Annotated in this window: 16 protein-coding genes and 1 tRNA gene; 9 read left to right on the top strand and 8 right to left on the bottom strand. The window is 36.4% G+C overall.

The features are described 5' to 3' along the window. The first annotated feature begins 198 nt into the window (after window positions 1-198). Together K350_RS0120260 and K350_RS0120255 are read left to right on the top strand one after the other, a co-directional pair. The gene (locus K350_RS0120260; RefSeq protein ID WP_028981453.1) at window positions 199-1,764 is read left to right on the top strand and encodes a M28 family peptidase; all 1,566 of its coding nucleotides are present in this window, start codon (window positions 199-201) and stop codon (window positions 1,762-1,764) included. Between the two features lie 3 nt (window positions 1,765-1,767). Further along, window positions 1,768-2,835, top strand: coding sequence for a 4Fe-4S dicluster domain-containing protein (locus K350_RS0120255; protein ID WP_028981452.1), 1,068 nt, complete (start codon window positions 1,768-1,770; stop codon window positions 2,833-2,835). 99 nt (window positions 2,836-2,934) lie between these two features. Here the strand turns inward: K350_RS0120255 and K350_RS0120250 are convergent, their stop codons facing one another. Beyond that, window positions 2,935-4,323 (bottom strand): DEAD/DEAH box helicase, encoded by a 1,389-nt coding sequence (locus K350_RS0120250; RefSeq protein WP_028981451.1) that lies wholly within the window; start codon window positions 4,321-4,323, stop codon window positions 2,935-2,937. A 71-nt stretch (window positions 4,324-4,394) separates the two neighbouring features. Here K350_RS0120250 and K350_RS0120245 point away from each other — a divergent pair, with 71 nt between their 5' ends. After that, window positions 4,395-5,735: a dihydroorotase gene (locus K350_RS0120245; protein WP_028981450.1), complete on the top strand. Its 1,341-nt coding sequence runs from the start codon at window positions 4,395-4,397 to the stop codon at window positions 5,733-5,735. Window positions 5,736-5,801: 66 nt separating this feature from the next. After that, window positions 5,802-5,875, top strand: a tRNA-His gene (locus K350_RS0120240). A 92-nt stretch (window positions 5,876-5,967) separates the two neighbouring features. Here K350_RS0120240 and K350_RS0120235 read toward each other — a convergent pair. Then, window positions 5,968-6,711: an ATPase gene (locus K350_RS0120235; RefSeq protein WP_028981449.1), complete on the bottom strand. Its 744-nt coding sequence runs from the start codon at window positions 6,709-6,711 to the stop codon at window positions 5,968-5,970. 4 nt (window positions 6,712-6,715) lie between these two features. Then, entirely contained in the window at window positions 6,716-6,931 is a 216-nt protein-coding gene (locus K350_RS0120230; RefSeq protein WP_028981448.1) for a hypothetical protein, read from the bottom strand. Between the two features lie 232 nt (window positions 6,932-7,163). Between K350_RS0120230 and K350_RS0120225 the strand changes: the two genes are divergently transcribed. The 3 genes from K350_RS0120225 to K350_RS0120215 are packed head-to-tail and all read left to right on the top strand — an operon-like array spanning window position 7,164 to window position 9,593. Then, the gene (locus tag K350_RS0120225; protein ID WP_156027114.1) at window positions 7,164-8,339 is read left to right on the top strand and encodes a hypothetical protein; all 1,176 of its coding nucleotides are present in this window, start codon (window positions 7,164-7,166) and stop codon (window positions 8,337-8,339) included. A gap of 6 nt (window positions 8,340-8,345) precedes the next feature. Then, window positions 8,346-8,921 (top strand): RNA polymerase sigma factor, encoded by a 576-nt coding sequence (locus tag K350_RS0120220; RefSeq protein ID WP_028981446.1) that lies wholly within the window; start codon window positions 8,346-8,348, stop codon window positions 8,919-8,921. A gap of 12 nt (window positions 8,922-8,933) precedes the next feature. Beyond that, window positions 8,934-9,593 carry a hypothetical protein gene (locus tag K350_RS0120215; protein ID WP_028981445.1) on the top strand — a complete coding sequence of 220 codons (660 nt, stop codon included), beginning with the start codon at window positions 8,934-8,936 and terminating at the stop codon, window positions 9,591-9,593. Window positions 9,594-9,654: 61 nt separating this feature from the next. On the opposite strand, the gene K350_RS0120210 is transcribed toward K350_RS0120215, so the two are convergent. The 5 genes from K350_RS0120210 to K350_RS31525 are packed head-to-tail and all read right to left on the bottom strand — an operon-like array spanning window position 9,655 to window position 12,705. After that, window positions 9,655-9,990 carry a hypothetical protein gene (locus K350_RS0120210; RefSeq protein ID WP_037576477.1) on the bottom strand — a complete coding sequence of 112 codons (336 nt, stop codon included), beginning with the start codon at window positions 9,988-9,990 and terminating at the stop codon, window positions 9,655-9,657. A 5-nt stretch (window positions 9,991-9,995) separates the two neighbouring features. Further along, a complete protein-coding gene (locus K350_RS0120205; protein WP_028981443.1) occupies window positions 9,996-10,586 on the bottom strand; it encodes a hypothetical protein in 591 nt (196 codons plus the stop codon). Window positions 10,587-10,589: 3 nt separating this feature from the next. Next, the gene (locus K350_RS0120200) at window positions 10,590-11,345 is read right to left on the bottom strand and encodes a hypothetical protein (protein WP_028981442.1); all 756 of its coding nucleotides are present in this window, start codon (window positions 11,343-11,345) and stop codon (window positions 10,590-10,592) included. A gap of 23 nt (window positions 11,346-11,368) precedes the next feature. Beyond that, window positions 11,369-12,118, bottom strand: a complete 750-nt coding sequence (locus K350_RS0120195; RefSeq protein ID WP_028981441.1) for a hypothetical protein — start codon at window positions 12,116-12,118, stop codon at window positions 11,369-11,371. After that, window positions 12,115-12,705 (bottom strand): DUF6915 family protein, encoded by a 591-nt coding sequence (locus K350_RS31525; RefSeq protein WP_051313405.1) that lies wholly within the window; start codon window positions 12,703-12,705, stop codon window positions 12,115-12,117. Before K350_RS31525 ends, K350_RS0120195 begins: the two co-directional genes overlap by 4 nt. A gap of 210 nt (window positions 12,706-12,915) precedes the next feature. On the opposite strand from K350_RS31525, the gene K350_RS0120180 reads away from it, so the two are divergent. Beyond that, on the top strand, window positions 12,916-15,096 hold the full coding sequence (locus tag K350_RS0120180; protein WP_028981440.1) for a PAS domain-containing sensor histidine kinase: 2,181 nt from the start codon (window positions 12,916-12,918) through the stop codon (window positions 15,094-15,096). Between the two features lie 147 nt (window positions 15,097-15,243). Beyond that, on the top strand, window positions 15,244-16,263 hold the full coding sequence (locus K350_RS0120175; protein WP_028981439.1) for a GlxA family transcriptional regulator: 1,020 nt from the start codon (window positions 15,244-15,246) through the stop codon (window positions 16,261-16,263). The last annotated feature ends 33 nt before the right edge of the window (window positions 16,264-16,296 follow it).

The following is a 16,296-nucleotide window of genomic DNA, read 5'->3' as shown; positions in this document are numbered from 1 at the left end:
CAAAAGTACTCAAATTTAAAGTGAGATAATAAGTAAAAGAAAAGGGTGTGGATAACTATTACAGAGTCGCTTTCCTAATTTCTTACTGATTATCAACAATTAAATATTTACACTAATTTGAAAGAACCTTTTTGCTGTTCTGTCAATTATATTCACTAGTTTCTTTTTTTACGCCATGCCTATAATTAAATTTACCGAATGAACAGATTACTCATTATTTTCAGTCTTTTTTCCTTCATGCACCAGGCCATTGGCCAGGTTGCCACATATGAAAAAACCATAACAGCCAATGACCTTTCCAGACATCTGCATATTCTGGCGTCAGACAGCCTCGAAGGAAGAGAAACCGGAATGTCTGGTCAAAAGAAGGCTGCTGAATATATTAAAAACCATTTTCAACAGCTTGGATTACAAGCCCCTGTAACCACCGACAATGGACAAAAATCTTATTTTCAGAAATTTATCCTGGTAAAGAGGTCCTGGGGGGATGTATATCTGAAAGTCGGAAAGGAAAAGAAAGTCTTCCTGAAAGACTTCTATGCCTATGGAGATATAAAAGTTCCTAAAGAGATAAAAGTTCCCGTAATCTTTGGTGGCTATGGAATCAACACTTCTGAATACTCGGATTACAGGAATAAAGATTTAAAAGGAAAGGCAGTAATAATATTTATGGGAGAACCTGTGAGAGATGGGAAATCCTTAGTGACAGGCACTTCACAAGCTTCTGACTGGGGGAATGACTGGAGAAAAAAAGCTTCAGAAGCCAGAAAACTTGGAGCTCAGGAAGTATTCATTATTGTGGGAAATAACTTCAATGATTATGAAGCAAGACTGAATCAGCTGAAAAGCCACATCGCTCAGCCATATCTTAGTTTCTCAGATAAGTTAAGAGGCGGAAGCGCCCTGTTTATCAGCACCAAACTTGCTGCTGAAATGCTTAAAACTACTGAAGAAGAACTTCTGGCACAGAAGGAAGAAATAGCAAAAGCAGGTAATGATTATAAACCTTCATTCAAGTCTGCAAAATTTTCATACAAGGCCGATGTCATTGAGTCCGCAGTGGAGACAGAAAATGTCCTTGGCTTAATAGAAGGCACCGACAAAAAAGATGAGGTAATAATTCTTACTGCTCACTATGACCATCTTGGAATTGAAGGTGGCAAGACTTACTATGGAGCAGATGATGATGGCAGTGGTACAGCTGCTCTCCTTGAGATGGCAGAGGCATTTGCACTTGCAAAGAAAAACGGACAAGGCCCGAGAAGAAGTATTCTGATAATGCCTGTAACAGCAGAGGAAAAAGGTCTTATGGGGTCTGAGTTCTATACAGATCATCCCGTTTTCCCTCTTAATAAAACTGTTGCAGATCTTAATGTTGATATGATCGGAAGGTTAGATGAAGATCATGCCAACAATGAAAACTATGTCTATATTATTGGTAGTGACCGCCTTTCAACCGATCTTCATACAATCAATGAAAATGCCAATAAAAATGGCGTTCAACTAGACCTGGATTATAAGTTTAACAGATTTGATGATCCAAATAGATTTTACTACAGATCTGACCACTATAATTTTGCAAAAAACAACATTCCGGTGATATTCTATTTTAGCGGAGTGCACAAAGACTACCACCAGCCTACAGATACAGTAGATAAAATTCTTTTTGAAAAAGCTGCCAAAATCACAAGGTTGATCTTTGCAACTGCATGGGAACTTGCGAACAGAGAGGAAACAATCAAAGTTGACGGAGGAAAGAAATAAACAATGACGCGAGCTTCGTATTTAACAAACTTCAGCAATCCTTCGCTGGCCAGGAAAAGAGCGTCTTATATCAGAGAGATTACTGTCTCAAATCTGGAAAAGCACCTCAAAGATTTTGAAACGAATTTCTCAAAAAAAGGCGGCCATGTGATCTGGGCCGCTACATATGATGATGTCCAGAATGAAATCATAAGACTTGCAGAAAAATTTTCTCTTAAGAAGTTTAATATCTCTGGAAAAGCTGCTACCAAGCTTCCTCAAAGCCTTTCCGGCAAGCTTGAAAATCTTGGGCTGGAAATAATTGGCAAAAAAAATCCTATAACAGAAGAAAAACGGGTATTGAGTATCTCAGAAGCTAGCTTTCTAATTTCTGAATCCGGAAATGCAATTACTACGGGTGATGCTTTAAATTTCTTTGCAGCCGGTCAGGTTACCATACTTATAGCTGACATCAACAAGGTAATCCCGTCAGGCAAAGACCTTCCTCTTTTCCTTGATTTTTTCCATTCAGCTGAAAAACCTCAACCCTTCCAAATTTTGTCGGGTCCATTATCTCCAGCCCAACGACTAATAGTCATTCTGGTAGATGGAGGTAAAACAGATCTTTTGCCAGATCCGCTAAAAAGGCAGTTAGCCTCTTGCATAGATTGTATGCAATGTGTTTCAGTCTGCCCGATAAATCAGGATGGTCGAGTAATACAGTTCCCAGTAAATTCTATTATAACGCCTGACAAAGTAAATGTACAACATCCTGTTTATTCATGCACACTTTGTGGAAATTGCACACTTGCCTGTCCCGTTAAAATAGACCTTCAAACCTTGTTAATAATGAAAAGGAAAGATGTCTTTGCTACCGAATCGAAAAAGAAACATTTCATAGCTAATATATTCAGGTTGGCAATGCTTAAAACCAATATCAGTAATAAAATCGGAGGGAAATTAAAGAAGTGGCTTTTAGGATTCCTTATAAAGGAAACTTGGGGCAAGCGAGGAGGGCTCCCCGACTCAACCCCAAGATCTTTCAACCAGCTATGGAAAGTTGTTAATAATTATTCAACCAGAAAACTATAATACTAATATATACAAATATCTTTTACAACGCTATCTTTTTAGATTAATAAAAACATAATCTCGATTATTGTAAAATTTTATTAGTCAAGTTTAAAAAAATCATTTTTTAAACTTCCCTTTTGAAGCAGACTTACCTTTAGGTCCTGCTTTATCTCTTGGGCCAGCAGATTTACTTTTAACATCTTTTTTCCCTTTCTGCGCAGGGCTTTTTTTACCGGAATCCTTTCTTCCGGGAAATTCTTTTCTGGGATGTTTTTTCTCATGAAATGCACCTTTAAATTCTGGATTGAGTCTCTTTTTAAGATCATCCAATTCCCGATCCATAGTCTGCTTTTCTTCAAATGGAGTTTCTTCTATAAGAACTTTATCCGGAATTTCTTTGACAGAAATATTTTTACGTATCAGTTTCTCAATTTGCTCGATATGATAAGCTTCATTAGGCAATGCAAAAGTAATGGCAACACCACTTTCACTCGCCCTTCCTGTTCTTCCTACCCTATGTACATAGTCTTCATAGATCAGAGGAACGTCAAAATTGATTACATGGCTTACTTTAGAAACATCTATCCCCCTTGCCGCCACATCAGTTCCCACAAGTATCCTTACATTGCCTTCCTTAAATGCTTCTATTGAATTAATTCGCGTGTTCTGTCCTTTATTTGCGTGGATAACCTTAACTTCAGTATAAATCTTTCTTTCTATAAATTTGAAAACATTCTCTGCCGTTTCCCTTGTCTTGACAAAAATAATGACCCTGTTCAACTCCTGATTCCTGAGTAAATGCCCAAGAAGGTTTATTTTGGTTTTAAAATTAGGGACTTTATATAGTTCCTGTTCGATAGCCTCTACTGTAGTAGCCTGTGGGGCGACTTCTATTTTCATAGGATACTCCAGAAACTCTGCTGTTAATGTTTCAACCCTTGCCGGCATTGTTGCAGAGAACAATAAATTCTGACGCTTGGTCGGTACCACTTCAAGAATCTGCCTGATCTGGGGCATAAATCCCATATCCATCATCTTATCGGCTTCGTCCAGTATGAGCGTCTTGATTTCTTTTACAATCAGCTCTTTTGCCCTGTACAAGTCCATAAACCGTCCTGGTGTACCTACGATGATATCCACTCCTTTTCTGAGTTCTTCAATTTGTTGCTTAGGACCAATACCTCCGAAAACCGCCACAGTTCTGATGTCAGTATACGTTGCCAGCTTTTTGATTTCCTCATTGATCTGAATTCCAAGCTCTCTGGTCGGCGCAAGGATCAATGCTTTAGGATTCATTCCCTGCGCATATTTTATTTTCATCAGCAATGGCAATAAATATGCGGCTGTTTTTCCAGTGCCGGTCTGGGCAATACCAAGAATATCATGCCCTGCCATAATCTGTGGAATAGCCTTTTCCTGGATTTCAGTTGGTTTCTCATAACCGGCATCTTCAATGGCGTTGAGTAGTTGCTTATTAAGCTTTAAATTTTCAAATAAATTGGACATGATCTATTATAGCAATATTATTGTTGCCCCAAGATGAAGCAGGTTGTATCTTGTGACAAATATTTTCAAGAATGAAAAAAATACTTATCCTCAATGCAAATATAGTAAATGAAGGGCGTATCTCTTCAGGTGATGTTTTTATAGAAAACGGATTTATAGCAGAAATTGGGCAAAACCTATCTTCCAAACCGGCGGATAAAATAATCGATGCGAAGGGGAAGTATCTGATTCCAGGCGTTATAGATGATCAAGTGCATTTCAGAGAACCGGGTTTAACTCATAAAGCAACTATTTATTCTGAAGCTAAAGCAGCTGTTGCAGGTGGGATTACCTCTTTCATGGAAATGCCTAATACTGTTCCGAATACATTAACTCAGGAATTATTGGCAGAAAAATATGCAAGAGCTGCACAAACTTCTTTAGCCAATTATTCTTTTTTCATGGGTGTTTCAAATGACAACCTACAAGAAGCCTTGAAAACGGATCCTAAAAATGTATGTGGATTAAAAGTTTTCATGGGATCTTCTACAGGCAACATGCTGGTTGACAATGAAAAGACGCTGGAAGAAATTTTTAAAAATGCAGGCATGCTCATCGCAACGCATTGTGAAGATGAACAAACTATTCTGAAAAACACTGCATTGGCAAAAGAAAAATATGGAGAAAATCCATCTGCTTCTATCCATCCTGTTATAAGGAATGAGGAGGCTTGTTATAAGTCCTCTTCTATGGCTGTGGCTTTGGCTAAAAAGTTTAATTCAAGATTGCACATACTTCATATCTCTACAGAAGAAGAGATCAGCCTTTTTGACAATACAAAACCATTAAGTGAAAAAAGAATTACTGCTGAGGTCTGTGTGCATCATTTGTGGTTTGACAGCAGAGATTATGACAGACTTGGAACCAAGATAAAATGGAACCCCGCTGTAAAGGAAAGAAGACATAAGGAAGCTCTTTTCAAAGCCATGCTTGATGACCATCTTGACATAATTGCTACAGACCATGCTCCTCATACAACCGAAGAGAAAAGTCAGAACTATTGGAAAGCGCCTTCGGGAGGACCTTTGGTTCAGCATAGTCTTAATGCCATGCTGGAGTTTTACAAACAAGGTAAAATCAGTCTTGAAAAAATAGTTGAAAAGATGTCCCACAATCCCTCAATTTGTTTCCAAATAGAAAAAAGAGGATATATCAGGGAAGGTTATTGGGCGGATCTTGTTTTGGTGGACCTGGACTCATCTTATGAAGTAGCTAAAAACAACATTTTATACCAATGCGGTTGGTCTCCTTTTGAAGGAGTAAACTTCCATTCTAAGGTCACTCATACCCTTGTAAGTGGAAATCTTGTGTATGAAGAGGGTAAATTTGACGAAAGCAATTTTGGCAAACGACTATCTTTCAATAGAATATAATTTTATGAAATATTTTGTTGTAAATTAAATTTCGTTCTTATATCTTTGCACACCTAAAGTAAAACGGTGGCCATAGTTCAGCTGGTTAGAACATCAGATTGTGGTTCTGAGGGTCGTGGGTTCGAGTCCCATTGGCCACCCTTAAATTTGAAAGCCTTGCAATTTTAAATTGCAAGGCTTTTTTGATTTTATGAATGGAAACTCTCAAAATCCTCTTCTATTTATTTTTAGATTAGACATCCATTTTTTCAATAACGTCCCGGAGAAACCATTTTGGAAACGTTTTATTATGATATTTAACTTCACCCTCAAAGAACTCAGCAATTAATTTATACTCCCTTCCTGAGTTATCAAATATATATGCCCTTCTTACCAATTTTATAGCATTATATAACAAATTAAGAGAAGCGAAATATCGAGATCTGATTTTATCTTCATCAACATTATGTCCTCCCATTTCAACACGGTTATCAATTCTATCTTTATTTATGATGGGAGATTCAGTGCAGATATAATACAGATAAGTCTTATAACCTGCATTTTTTGCAGAAACCATTTCATCCAATTTTGAAGGATGGGACATTACTGTTTCGAATGAATAAGAAATGCCTGTTTTTATAAATTCCTGTCTGATAAAAGCTGTAACAAATGCCGCTTCATACGAATTAGTTTCTTTGGGAAGGTTAACAAGAATATTATCTTTAAACTTTATATCTATCTTATACCCTTCTTTTTTTGCTTTCCTCTTGAGTGAAGAACTTTTATTAAAATCCTGGAACGACTTTTTATCAACTTCCAGGTTTAATTCTGATAAATTGATAAATCCTTTTTCACGAAGCTCCTTTTCAACATTATCAGCATTTAAAAAATATCCAACTTTAAAATCTGCCTTATTGGAAAAATCATGAAATAAAGATGATTTTCCGGATCCATTTGGTCCAGCAAAAATCCTTAACCGCTTTTCTTTAGAAGCCATTCAATTAAATCTTCCCAATGACCTCTTTCCTGCCATTAGCATCTTCCCTAATTATTTCGCCACCTTCCACATATGTGATTGATAATCCCAATGCCTTTGTCTCTCTAATAGAGCGCTGTGCACTTTGCTTTCCTACCTCCTTCAAAAATTTTGTATAGGAACGGGCATTGAAATCTTCATTTTTTTTACCTGAATTGCCTTTTTTAGATTTTGTCGCCATAGATCTTAAATTTAGAAAGCTTTGCTAAAATAACGAAAAATTTCAAGGAAGGATCTAAGCCCCCATTCCAAGGTTGAAGAATTTATTTAATATTTTAAAACAGATAATGAAATAACTGAAAGTCTCGGGCCAACTTATTATGCTTAAAATTATTTTCAGAAATTTCACCATCCAACCTGAACGTCCACCTCTTCCTCGTGTATCATTCTTCAAAACACTTACTTTTTATATTATGAAAAACTTAAAACTGATCTTTCTTTTACTTACGCTATTAGCAAATTCTAAAGGATTTTCTCAATCCAAGCCTGAAAAAGTTCCAAGGTACACGCAGGAGATCCATGATGAAAAATGGTATAATACACAAGCTGAACTTTGGGAATCAGAAGTAAAAAAAGATCCTAAGAATGAAGACTCCTGGCTCAATCTATACACAGCCTATCGTTCCTTGTGGGTAGTTAATAAATACAGTGAAGCCACAAATAAAAAGGTAGCTGAGGTAGTAGATAGGATGGAGAAAGCCATTCCTGAAACATTTACATTCAACCTGACCAAAGGATGGCTGTTGGGTTGCTGGGATCCTGCATCAATGAAGTATATACAAAAAGCATATCAACTGCAACCAGAAAACCCTGCTACTTACCATGAGCTTTCTGTCCGATACGAAGTTGATCTGAATTATGAGAAGCGAAAAGAATTTCATATCAAAATGTTCGAGAAAAGTGATATATCACAAGGCCTCCTGAATTACAACTACAATGTTCTTGCTTCTCTTGAAAAAGACGCGATATTGTTAACCGTTGGAGATAATGATACTTACCCTGCCTGGATGATACAGGATGCACTTGGATTCAGAACGGATGTGACTATAATTAATACAAGTCTCGTTGGTTTAAATGAATACAGAGTAAAACTTTTCAATAAAGCAGGCATAGTGCAAAACACAGCAAAATCAAATGCGCTACAAGTAATTGAACCATTTACAGCTGAGAGCAAAAAGGCCTGGGAAAAACGTTTGATTGAAACCATAGTTGAGAACTCGGGAGGCAAGCCAGTATATCTGGCATTAACAATGGGGAATTCAGAATCCTACACTGGGATAAAAGATAAGCTCTATATAACTGGACTTGGAATGAAATACTCTGAAGAAAAGATGGATAACATTTCTTTCATAAGAAAGAATTACGAAAAGAAGTTTCTGCTAGATTACATAAAAGCATCCTTTGAAACAGATAAATCACAGAACATCGTAACTTTATGTAATCAGAATTATATTGCTCCATTTACCCTTTTATATAAACATTATCGGACAACTGAAGAAGCTGAAAAAGCTGAAGAGCTTAAACAACTTATTCTAAAATTAGCCGCTGACGGCAACAGAGAAAAAGAAGTGTCGGAAATGTTAAAATAGCTTTCAATGCATTTTTTCAGAAGCACATATAAAAATCATTCGGACGAGGAGCTTATGCAACTCATAAAAAAAGGCAAGGAGAAAGCCTTTGAGGAACTCTTCGAAAGATATAAAAAGAAAATGCATTTCTACTTCTTTAGAATGCTTAACTATGATTCGGATCTTGCAGATGACTTTCTGCAAGATTTGTTTTTGAAAGTTATAGAAAAACCTCACTCATTTGAAGAAGGAAGAAAGTTCTCTACCTGGATTTACAGCATAGGATCTAACATGTGCAAGAATCAATATCGGAGATCTGCTACCCGAAAGGAAGTTAAAACTGGTGACTATATTACAGAGCTTTATAAAGAAGATGAAACCTTTTCTTTTCAAATTGACAAAGATCTGTTAGAGAGCAATCTGAATGAGGCTCTATCCTTGCTTGATGATGAGCTGCGCGAAATTATCATTCTCCGATTTCAGGAAAATTTATCCGTAAAAGAAATAAGTCAGATAATTGGATGTCCTGAGGGAACAATAAAATCAAGGATTTTCTATACGTTAAAAAAATTATCAGAAAGACTAAAAGTATTCAAGCCATAAAAATTCAGTAATATGAATCATAAAGAAAAAGAGTCTGATCTATTGGAACAATTAATCCAAAAAGACTTCAAAGAACTTAACCTGGAAGAAAAGTCATTAGTACTTCAATACATTACAGAGGAGGAATTTAATGCTCTTCGTAAAAGCTCATTAAATTTGACTAGAAAGTTTGATCAGGATAGACAAAACATAAATCCGGATAAAGAAATAAAAGGATTTCTAATTGAAAAATTCAGAGAGAAAAACCAGAGACCAAGCTTTACATTTTCTCTTGCTTCTATTCTGAATTACCGTATTCCTGCATATCAGCCTGCTTTGGCCTTTGTACTGATGCTGCTGGCTTATTTCTTCATTAATAATCAGAATGGCCAGAAAAAACAAATTGCACAATCACCAGCACCACTGCCTAAAGAGATGAATCAAGAAGCCAAGCAAACTGAGATTCTTGACGATATTAAAGACACTATTCTAAACACTTCCATTGGTAGAGAATTAACAAAAACTTTAAAACAAGAACAAAATATAGTTCATGAAGAAAAAATACTTCAAGCAGTCCCATCTTTACCTTCAGCTTCTACCATTGCTATATACACGCTGAAAGATGAAAAAAACGAAGGAACTTCCTTGAATGAAGACACTTTGCTAACTTCTTTTTTTACAACACCAAATTAGACGCAAGTCCATTCCATTTATTATAAAAAAGGACTATCCGATTAGACAGTCCTTTTTTCGTTTAATCTCTTATCCAATGTATCATATTAGAAAAAGGGTCATATTCTACCTGAGAGACTTTAAGATAAACTCCTCTATCAAGGACCATACGATCGTGTTCTTCATGAGTTAGCAAAGCATTCTTTTCTATCCTGAAAAGAATTTGCCTTTCAGATAAATTTTCTTCAAGCACTTCTATAGAACCACTTAATCTATGTGCATGACCCGTCACTTCACCCTCTTCGAGCACAAGGTTATCCATCTTTTTTATGGCATTCTGACTTGCCCGTTTGTCATCCTCTTTTAGCTTGAAAAGTATTACGTCACCATGACGATATATGCGTTCGAAGTCTATCATAATAATTAGGTTTCACTGTACATAAAATGAAGATATTGTTCCTTTGTCAAATGGGAATACCCAATACTGAAAGTCCATGCGATAGCTTTTATAGCATCCTTCTCTTCGCCGATATAATGCGGCACATATTGGTAATATGTCCTTCCGGTGGAAGTGCATTTACATTTGACCATATAAATTTCAGGGACTTTATTCGATCCCATCCGATTGCTTTTTATTCCTAATGCCTCACCGGAAAATGAATACAGTTCATAACAATCATCATATTCATAAACATATGGTTTTAACTGCTCATCCCAGCGGGTTTGTTTCTTCTTTACTGTTTGACGATTTACCAACTTAGCATCAAGCTGTCCGAGAATTTCTTCATGAGGGATGGTACTTAGTGCGATCATTCTTTGCTCAGCATTCGTAAGCTTCAATATATCCCTAACATTCACTGCTTCAACTGAAGGATAAACTTCCTTTATCTTTGCTATCGTTTCCGGATTTTCAAAATAGCTTAATACCAGTTCAAGACTTCTTCCTTCTTTTTTGAAGAGTCGCAGAACGAGATCAAGATCATCAAATTTTATCTTATGAAAATATATATCCATCTTTTATATTAATACTACAAATTCATCTTTATGATAAATAGTCTTTTCGAAGCTTTTATCCACTCTAAAGGAAGTCAAAGGATCAGGTCCAAGGATTCCGTCAACATGAACTCCTGAAAGCTCCTGGCCGTCTTCAACAGAGCCTAATTGGGCTTCATATTTATTCAACAGCTCATTAAGTTTTTTCTCGCACACCTGCTTCTGTTGATCATTTAAAATGATAGGTTCACCATAAATAGTGTTAACACCAGAGTTCATCCACCTATCATCTCCCCAATCAACTCTTCCGGAAAAGAACACTTCCACCTTATGAAGATTCTTTTTCAACTCAGGCATATCACCCATATCCCATTGAATAAATTCCTCAATGTTATCGCCATATGTATGCTCTCTTGATGTAAAACGCATACCGATTTCTCCCTTTTCTGTCAGGCTAATAACGCCTTCACCTTTGTGGTAATTTTCACTGGCGTTAGGAAGATTCAATACATCTATGATTCTCTCTCTTAAATAATCACTAAGATTCCAATTTTTATATTTAAACTCATAATCTCCATCAATGGAAACATTGCAGCATGTCTGATCTCCTCCTGCATCCCATGTTGCTCTGATCTCTTTGCCATCACTAAGCAATGTCGATAACACTTCTCTCTCATTCTTTATCACTTTAATAACTTTCTTATCTATCTCTCCTGCTTCCACGATATCGGCATCTTTACCTTTATTCCAAAAAAACTTCCTTAAAAATTTACTTATCATAATAATTCATTTTCAAAATCAATCTACATTAATGAAATAAACTCATCTTTATGATGAAATGACTTGTCGTAGTATTTTTCAATTTGAAAAGACGTCAAAGGTTCAGCCCCTAACGTCCCCTTAACATAAATATTTGAAAGCTCCTGGCCATCCACTTTTGCCCCTAACTGAGATTCATATTTATCAAGAAGGTCATTTAGTCTATTCTTTATTGGCTCCAATTGTTCTGCATTCAATAGTATTGGCTCACCATAAATAGTTTCAATTTTGGTTTCAGCAATTCTTTCACTTTCTAGATCAACACTTCCACTGAAAGATACCTCTACCTTGTGAAGATTATTTTTTAACTCAGGGGTTTCTTCCATATTCCACTGAGTAAATTCATTAATGTGATGCCCAAATGCATGTTCCCGTGATGTAAACCGCATGCCCACTTCCTCCTTTTCATTTAGACAAATAGTTCCTTTGCCCATATGATACTCCTCACCTGCATTTGGAAGATTTAGCAGATCTATAATTCTGAGCCTTACGACTTCACAAATATCAAAATCTTGATGCTTATAAGAAGGCTCTCCGTTTATAAAAACATCACAACATGTATCATCACCTCCCGCATTCCACTCTGCTTTAATCTCCTTCCCTTCGCTCAGAAGAGTTTTCAAAACAAGCATAGTTTGCCTGATAATTTCAGGATTTCTTTCAGGAATTTCTGGCCATGATAACTGTTCATTATTTTTTTTACCGAAAATCCATTTTATAAATCTTGCAATCATTTGGATTTATTTTGATTTTTAAGCCATTCAATTTCTTCTTTCATAGGGCTGTACTGCCAGGATTTTGTAAACGTAAAGCGCTCCAGGAAACTGCTAACCTTATAATCTGAATTGATCTTCGATCTTAATTTCAGTGCTGTCTCTGGCCCATAAAAAAGCTCTGTGAGAAATACTCCAAAATCACTGCAGGTAATATGCAATGCGGCTTTGTGACCACTTCTGAGATACGGTTTCCAGATAAAACTGTTTAACTTATCATCTTCAAGATCAGGAATCTCAAAGGGATAAATACTTTTATCTTCTTCAAGCCATTCTGTCAATGTTGGTATTTTACCATCAAGATCTTCTCTCACATGTTCCACAGCAATATCCCTGACTAGTATTATCGCTCCGTCCGCATTTTTTATTGCCTCGCCGAACAAATTGATTGCAAGCTCTACCCCATATAGATTATGCAAGAGCAAACGGTGTTTGAGATGATAACAGAATAATTTACTGCTGTCAATAAATTTATGTATAGAATGATAATCTTCCGGTCTTCCTCCGAATTTTCGCTGACCTAACAGGCTATGCTCCCAGGTATTCATTTAAGTAATAATTTAATATTGAGAGGAACTCCACTTCAGAAGAACCATTATAACTTTATCTAAAATACAAAAAAAATCTGCATCCCCCAAGAGACTTCAGAATCAATAAAAACCTGATAATGAATTACTCCTGCGCTTTCGATTATTGAATGAAAACCAACCCCATAATTGTTCTTATTTAAGAAAGAGCTTAAAATACAAGCATATAACATGTCAACAGATTATGACATCCTAAATGCAATAAAAGACTCTGATCAATTTATTCTGCTATCGATTGACCGGCATTATCTCTGTACCTTTTGGTCAAGAGGATTGAGCAATTTAACTGGCAAAGAAGAGCAATCTTTTCTGGGGAAAAATATTTTTCAAAGCTTCCCCGAACTTATTTCGTCAGACCATTTTATAAACATAAAAAAATGCCTGACTGGTCAAAAGGTTGTTCAGGTGTTCAGTAATCTATCACCACTTAACATAGACTTAAAAGGTAGCTTTGAATTTACATATTCTCCGACATCAACTAATAAAGCTGAGGAAAGCACAGGGTGTCTGATTCAAATCAAAGAATTGAATTCTCAAATGCTTCCGCAAGAAAAGCTGGAATTAGACAAATACAGAACATTCTCAAACAATACGGATGTAGGAATATGGGAAATAGATACAGAAGGTTTTACAAGATTTGCTAATCCTTCAATGTGCAATATTCTGGGCATTGAATCCGTCAATGATCTTAAAGGGAAGACCTATCATTCTTTTTTTACAAAAGAAAGTCTTAAGCGAATGAATGAGGAACACCAAAAAAGATCTAAAAATATATCTTCCAACTATGAAGCTGAAATAATAGCTGCCAAAGGAGAGAAAAGAAATGTACTGATTAATGGTGCTCCCTTATCAGATCAGTCTGGCAAGATTATCGGACTTGTCGGCGCCTTCATAGATATTACTGAAAAGAAAAAAATTGAAGCGGAATTGATCAACTCAGAACATCGCTTCAGGAACTTATTTGAGAAATCATACAGAGCCAATGCTATCTCCAGGGGCTTTAAAATCCTCATAGCAAATGAAGCTTTTGCTAAAATCTTTGGCTATTCTTCAATTGAAGAAATTATGAAAGTCTCCATTGACCAGCTATATACAGAGGAGAGTGTGCAGATTATTAATAAAAGAATTTCAAGAATAAATGAAGGTAAACCAGTCCCCAGTTCATATATATCTCAAGGCAGACGAAAAGATGGTTCAACTTTTTATCTTGAAAATGACGTAACAATAATTGAGCTATCTGACGGGAAGGCTTTTTTCCTCTCGCTTAAAGATATAACAGACAAGATAAATTCCAAAAAAGCGCTTATTGCAAGTGAGGCTAAATTCAGTGGCATCTTTAACTCAAATCTTATTGGTATTGCTTTTTCTGATGATGATAAAAAAATCATTGATGCAAATGAACGCTTTCTGAACATAATTCAATATTCAAATGAAGACCTTAAAACTGAAAAGATCACATGGGATAAAATAACTCCGGATGAATTTAAATTTAACGACGAAACAACCAGCGATGAATCCGCACAAAACAAATGGCAGGCTCCCTACGAAAGAGAATATGTATGTAAGGACGGAAGCAGAACTCCTGTATTGGAAGGAGGTGCAAAGCTCAATGGGATGCTTCATCTTCATGTATCCTTTGCTATTGACATTACAGAGCTCAGGAAAAGTAAAGAAGAAACCTATAAAGTAACCAAAGAGTTATCTACTTTTTTATACATGACATCTCATGATCTAAAAGGACCATTAGCCACAATTATCGGGTTAACTCTGATCGCAAAGCAAGACATCAAGGATTCCAAAGCTTTGGATTATTTCAAATTAATTGAACGCAGCACTCGCAAACTGGACACATCACTGATGGGTCTTGTGAGAATTATGCAAATCAAAAACAATGAATTCTATTATACTAAAGTCGATGTCGGACAACTCGTAAGCGAAGTCATACAAGGTTCGTACACTGCAGACTTCACCTATCATGCACAATTTCATTTAAATATTCCGAATGATTTAATAATAACATCCGATAAAGAAATGTTAAAAACCATTTTTCAAAAACTCATTGACAATGCATTAAAATACTTTCAACCCTCTCAGCCTCCCGAGGTAGATATTTGTATCCATAATTTTGAAAAAAGTATCCAAATAATATTTTCCGACAGAGGCAAGGGTATCAATGAAAAAATTATAGACAAACTATTCGACATGTTCTATAGAGGCGATGTCAATTCCAAAGGCTCTGGACTCGGACTCTATATCGTAAAAAGCATTGTCGAAAAATTTAATGGAAAAATTAAAGTCGCCAACAGAATTGGAGGTGGTGCAGAATTCACAATTGATCTGCCCAAAGATTAGTAAGTAATCAATTTCTAAAAAGGAGCTAAACTTAAACCGCTTTACTTCAACACTTTTTCAATTGGCAGAAAGTGCAGCAAAATTGTCATTGCTGCCAAGATCCTTTTCTTCTATATTTGACTTATATATTAAAAATAAGGAAAATATATGACTCCTGTAACCGGTATCAAAGAGAGGCTTATTGCCATAGTTGCTATGCCTGATACAATGCTGATTGACATAGCTGGACCAGCAGATGTATTTAGCAGAGCCTCTATTTTCTTGAAAGCTAATGCTCCTAAAAAAGAACCCTACAAAGTAATAACAATTTCTCCTGAGCATGGGAGGAAAACATGTACTTCCCTATCAGGCATCACCATAAATACCCCTATCAGCTATAAAGCAATAGAGGAGAAAATAGACACTTTGATCATCGCCGGATATGCCTCCAAAAGTCAGTTCAGACTTAGCAAAGACTTTTATAGGTGGCTGGACCAAAACTCAGGAAAAATAAGAAGGATTGCATCCATCTGCAGAGGGACTTTTGCTTTGGCTGAAGCAGGCCTTCTTAATGGAAAACGAGCCACAACTCATTGGATGGCTTGTAATGAGCTTCAGGCAAAGTATCCTGATATAATTGTAGATCCGGACCCGATATTTATTAAAGAGGGCAATATCTATACATCCGCCGGGGTGTCTTCTGGCATGGATCTGGCGCTTGCGATGGTTGAGGAAGACTATGGAAGAGATCTTGCACTTACTGTTGCCAAAGAACTTGTCCTGTTTCTTCAGAGGCCAGGCAACCAGTCTCAGTTCAGCACAGTGCTGGCCCAGCAACATACAGAAAGCGGACCGATCAGGGATGTTCAGGAATACATTTCAGAGCATATCAAAGATGAGTTAAAGGTCGAACAACTTTCGGAACACTGCGCTATGAGTCCAAGGAATTTTGCAAGAGTATTTCTCAAAGAAACTGGCATAACACCTGGAAAATATATAGAGAAGGTACGACTTGAAAAAGCAAAAAGGAGTCTTGAAGACTCTAACCTTTCCCTGGATCAGATAGCAGACAGTTGCGGAATAGGTAGTCAGGATTCCCTTAGAAGGCTCTTTCTGAAACATCTTAAGATTACTCCGGGACATTACCGCAAAAGCTTTAAAACTGCTTTCAGAGATGCGGTTGCCTAAAAGAAGCAAAGATTTATTTTCAATATAAAACAT

Origin of the sequence: Sporocytophaga myxococcoides DSM 11118 (assembly GCF_000426725.1) — a bacterium.
Taxonomy (GTDB): Bacteria; Bacteroidota; Bacteroidia; order Cytophagales; family Cytophagaceae; genus Sporocytophaga; species Sporocytophaga myxococcoides.
The sequence above is the reverse complement of the archived record's forward strand: the minus strand, read 5'-3'. Positions and strand labels throughout refer to the sequence as shown.

Excerpts from the sequence above, each read along its gene's own strand:
- K350_RS0120260 (WP_028981453.1), top strand. The coding sequence starts at position 199 with ATGAACAGATTACTCATTATTTTCAGTCTTTTTTCCTTCATGCACCAG.
- K350_RS0120255 (WP_028981452.1), top strand. The coding sequence starts at position 1,768 with ATGACGCGAGCTTCGTATTTAACAAACTTCAGCAATCCTTCGCTGGCC.
- K350_RS0120250 (WP_028981451.1), bottom strand. The coding sequence starts at position 4,323 with ATGTCCAATTTATTTGAAAATTTAAAGCTTAATAAGCAACTACTCAAC.
- K350_RS0120245 (WP_028981450.1), top strand. The coding sequence starts at position 4,395 with ATGAAAAAAATACTTATCCTCAATGCAAATATAGTAAATGAAGGGCGT.
- K350_RS0120235 (WP_028981449.1), bottom strand. The coding sequence starts at position 6,711 with ATGGCTTCTAAAGAAAAGCGGTTAAGGATTTTTGCTGGACCAAATGGA.
- K350_RS0120230 (WP_028981448.1), bottom strand. The coding sequence starts at position 6,931 with ATGGCGACAAAATCTAAAAAAGGCAATTCAGGTAAAAAAAATGAAGAT.
- K350_RS0120225 (WP_156027114.1), top strand. The coding sequence starts at position 7,164 with ATGAAAAACTTAAAACTGATCTTTCTTTTACTTACGCTATTAGCAAAT.
- K350_RS0120220 (WP_028981446.1), top strand. The coding sequence starts at position 8,346 with ATGCATTTTTTCAGAAGCACATATAAAAATCATTCGGACGAGGAGCTT.
- K350_RS0120215 (WP_028981445.1), top strand. The coding sequence starts at position 8,934 with ATGAATCATAAAGAAAAAGAGTCTGATCTATTGGAACAATTAATCCAA.
- K350_RS0120210 (WP_037576477.1), bottom strand. The coding sequence starts at position 9,990 with ATGATAGACTTCGAACGCATATATCGTCATGGTGACGTAATACTTTTC.
- K350_RS0120205 (WP_028981443.1), bottom strand. The coding sequence starts at position 10,586 with ATGGATATATATTTTCATAAGATAAAATTTGATGATCTTGATCTCGTT.
- K350_RS0120200 (WP_028981442.1), bottom strand. The coding sequence starts at position 11,345 with ATGATAAGTAAATTTTTAAGGAAGTTTTTTTGGAATAAAGGTAAAGAT.
- K350_RS0120195 (WP_028981441.1), bottom strand. The coding sequence starts at position 12,118 with ATGATTGCAAGATTTATAAAATGGATTTTCGGTAAAAAAAATAATGAA.
- K350_RS31525 (WP_051313405.1), bottom strand. The coding sequence starts at position 12,705 with ATGAATACCTGGGAGCATAGCCTGTTAGGTCAGCGAAAATTCGGAGGA.
- K350_RS0120180 (WP_028981440.1), top strand. The coding sequence starts at position 12,916 with ATGTCAACAGATTATGACATCCTAAATGCAATAAAAGACTCTGATCAA.
- K350_RS0120175 (WP_028981439.1), top strand. The coding sequence starts at position 15,244 with ATGACTCCTGTAACCGGTATCAAAGAGAGGCTTATTGCCATAGTTGCT.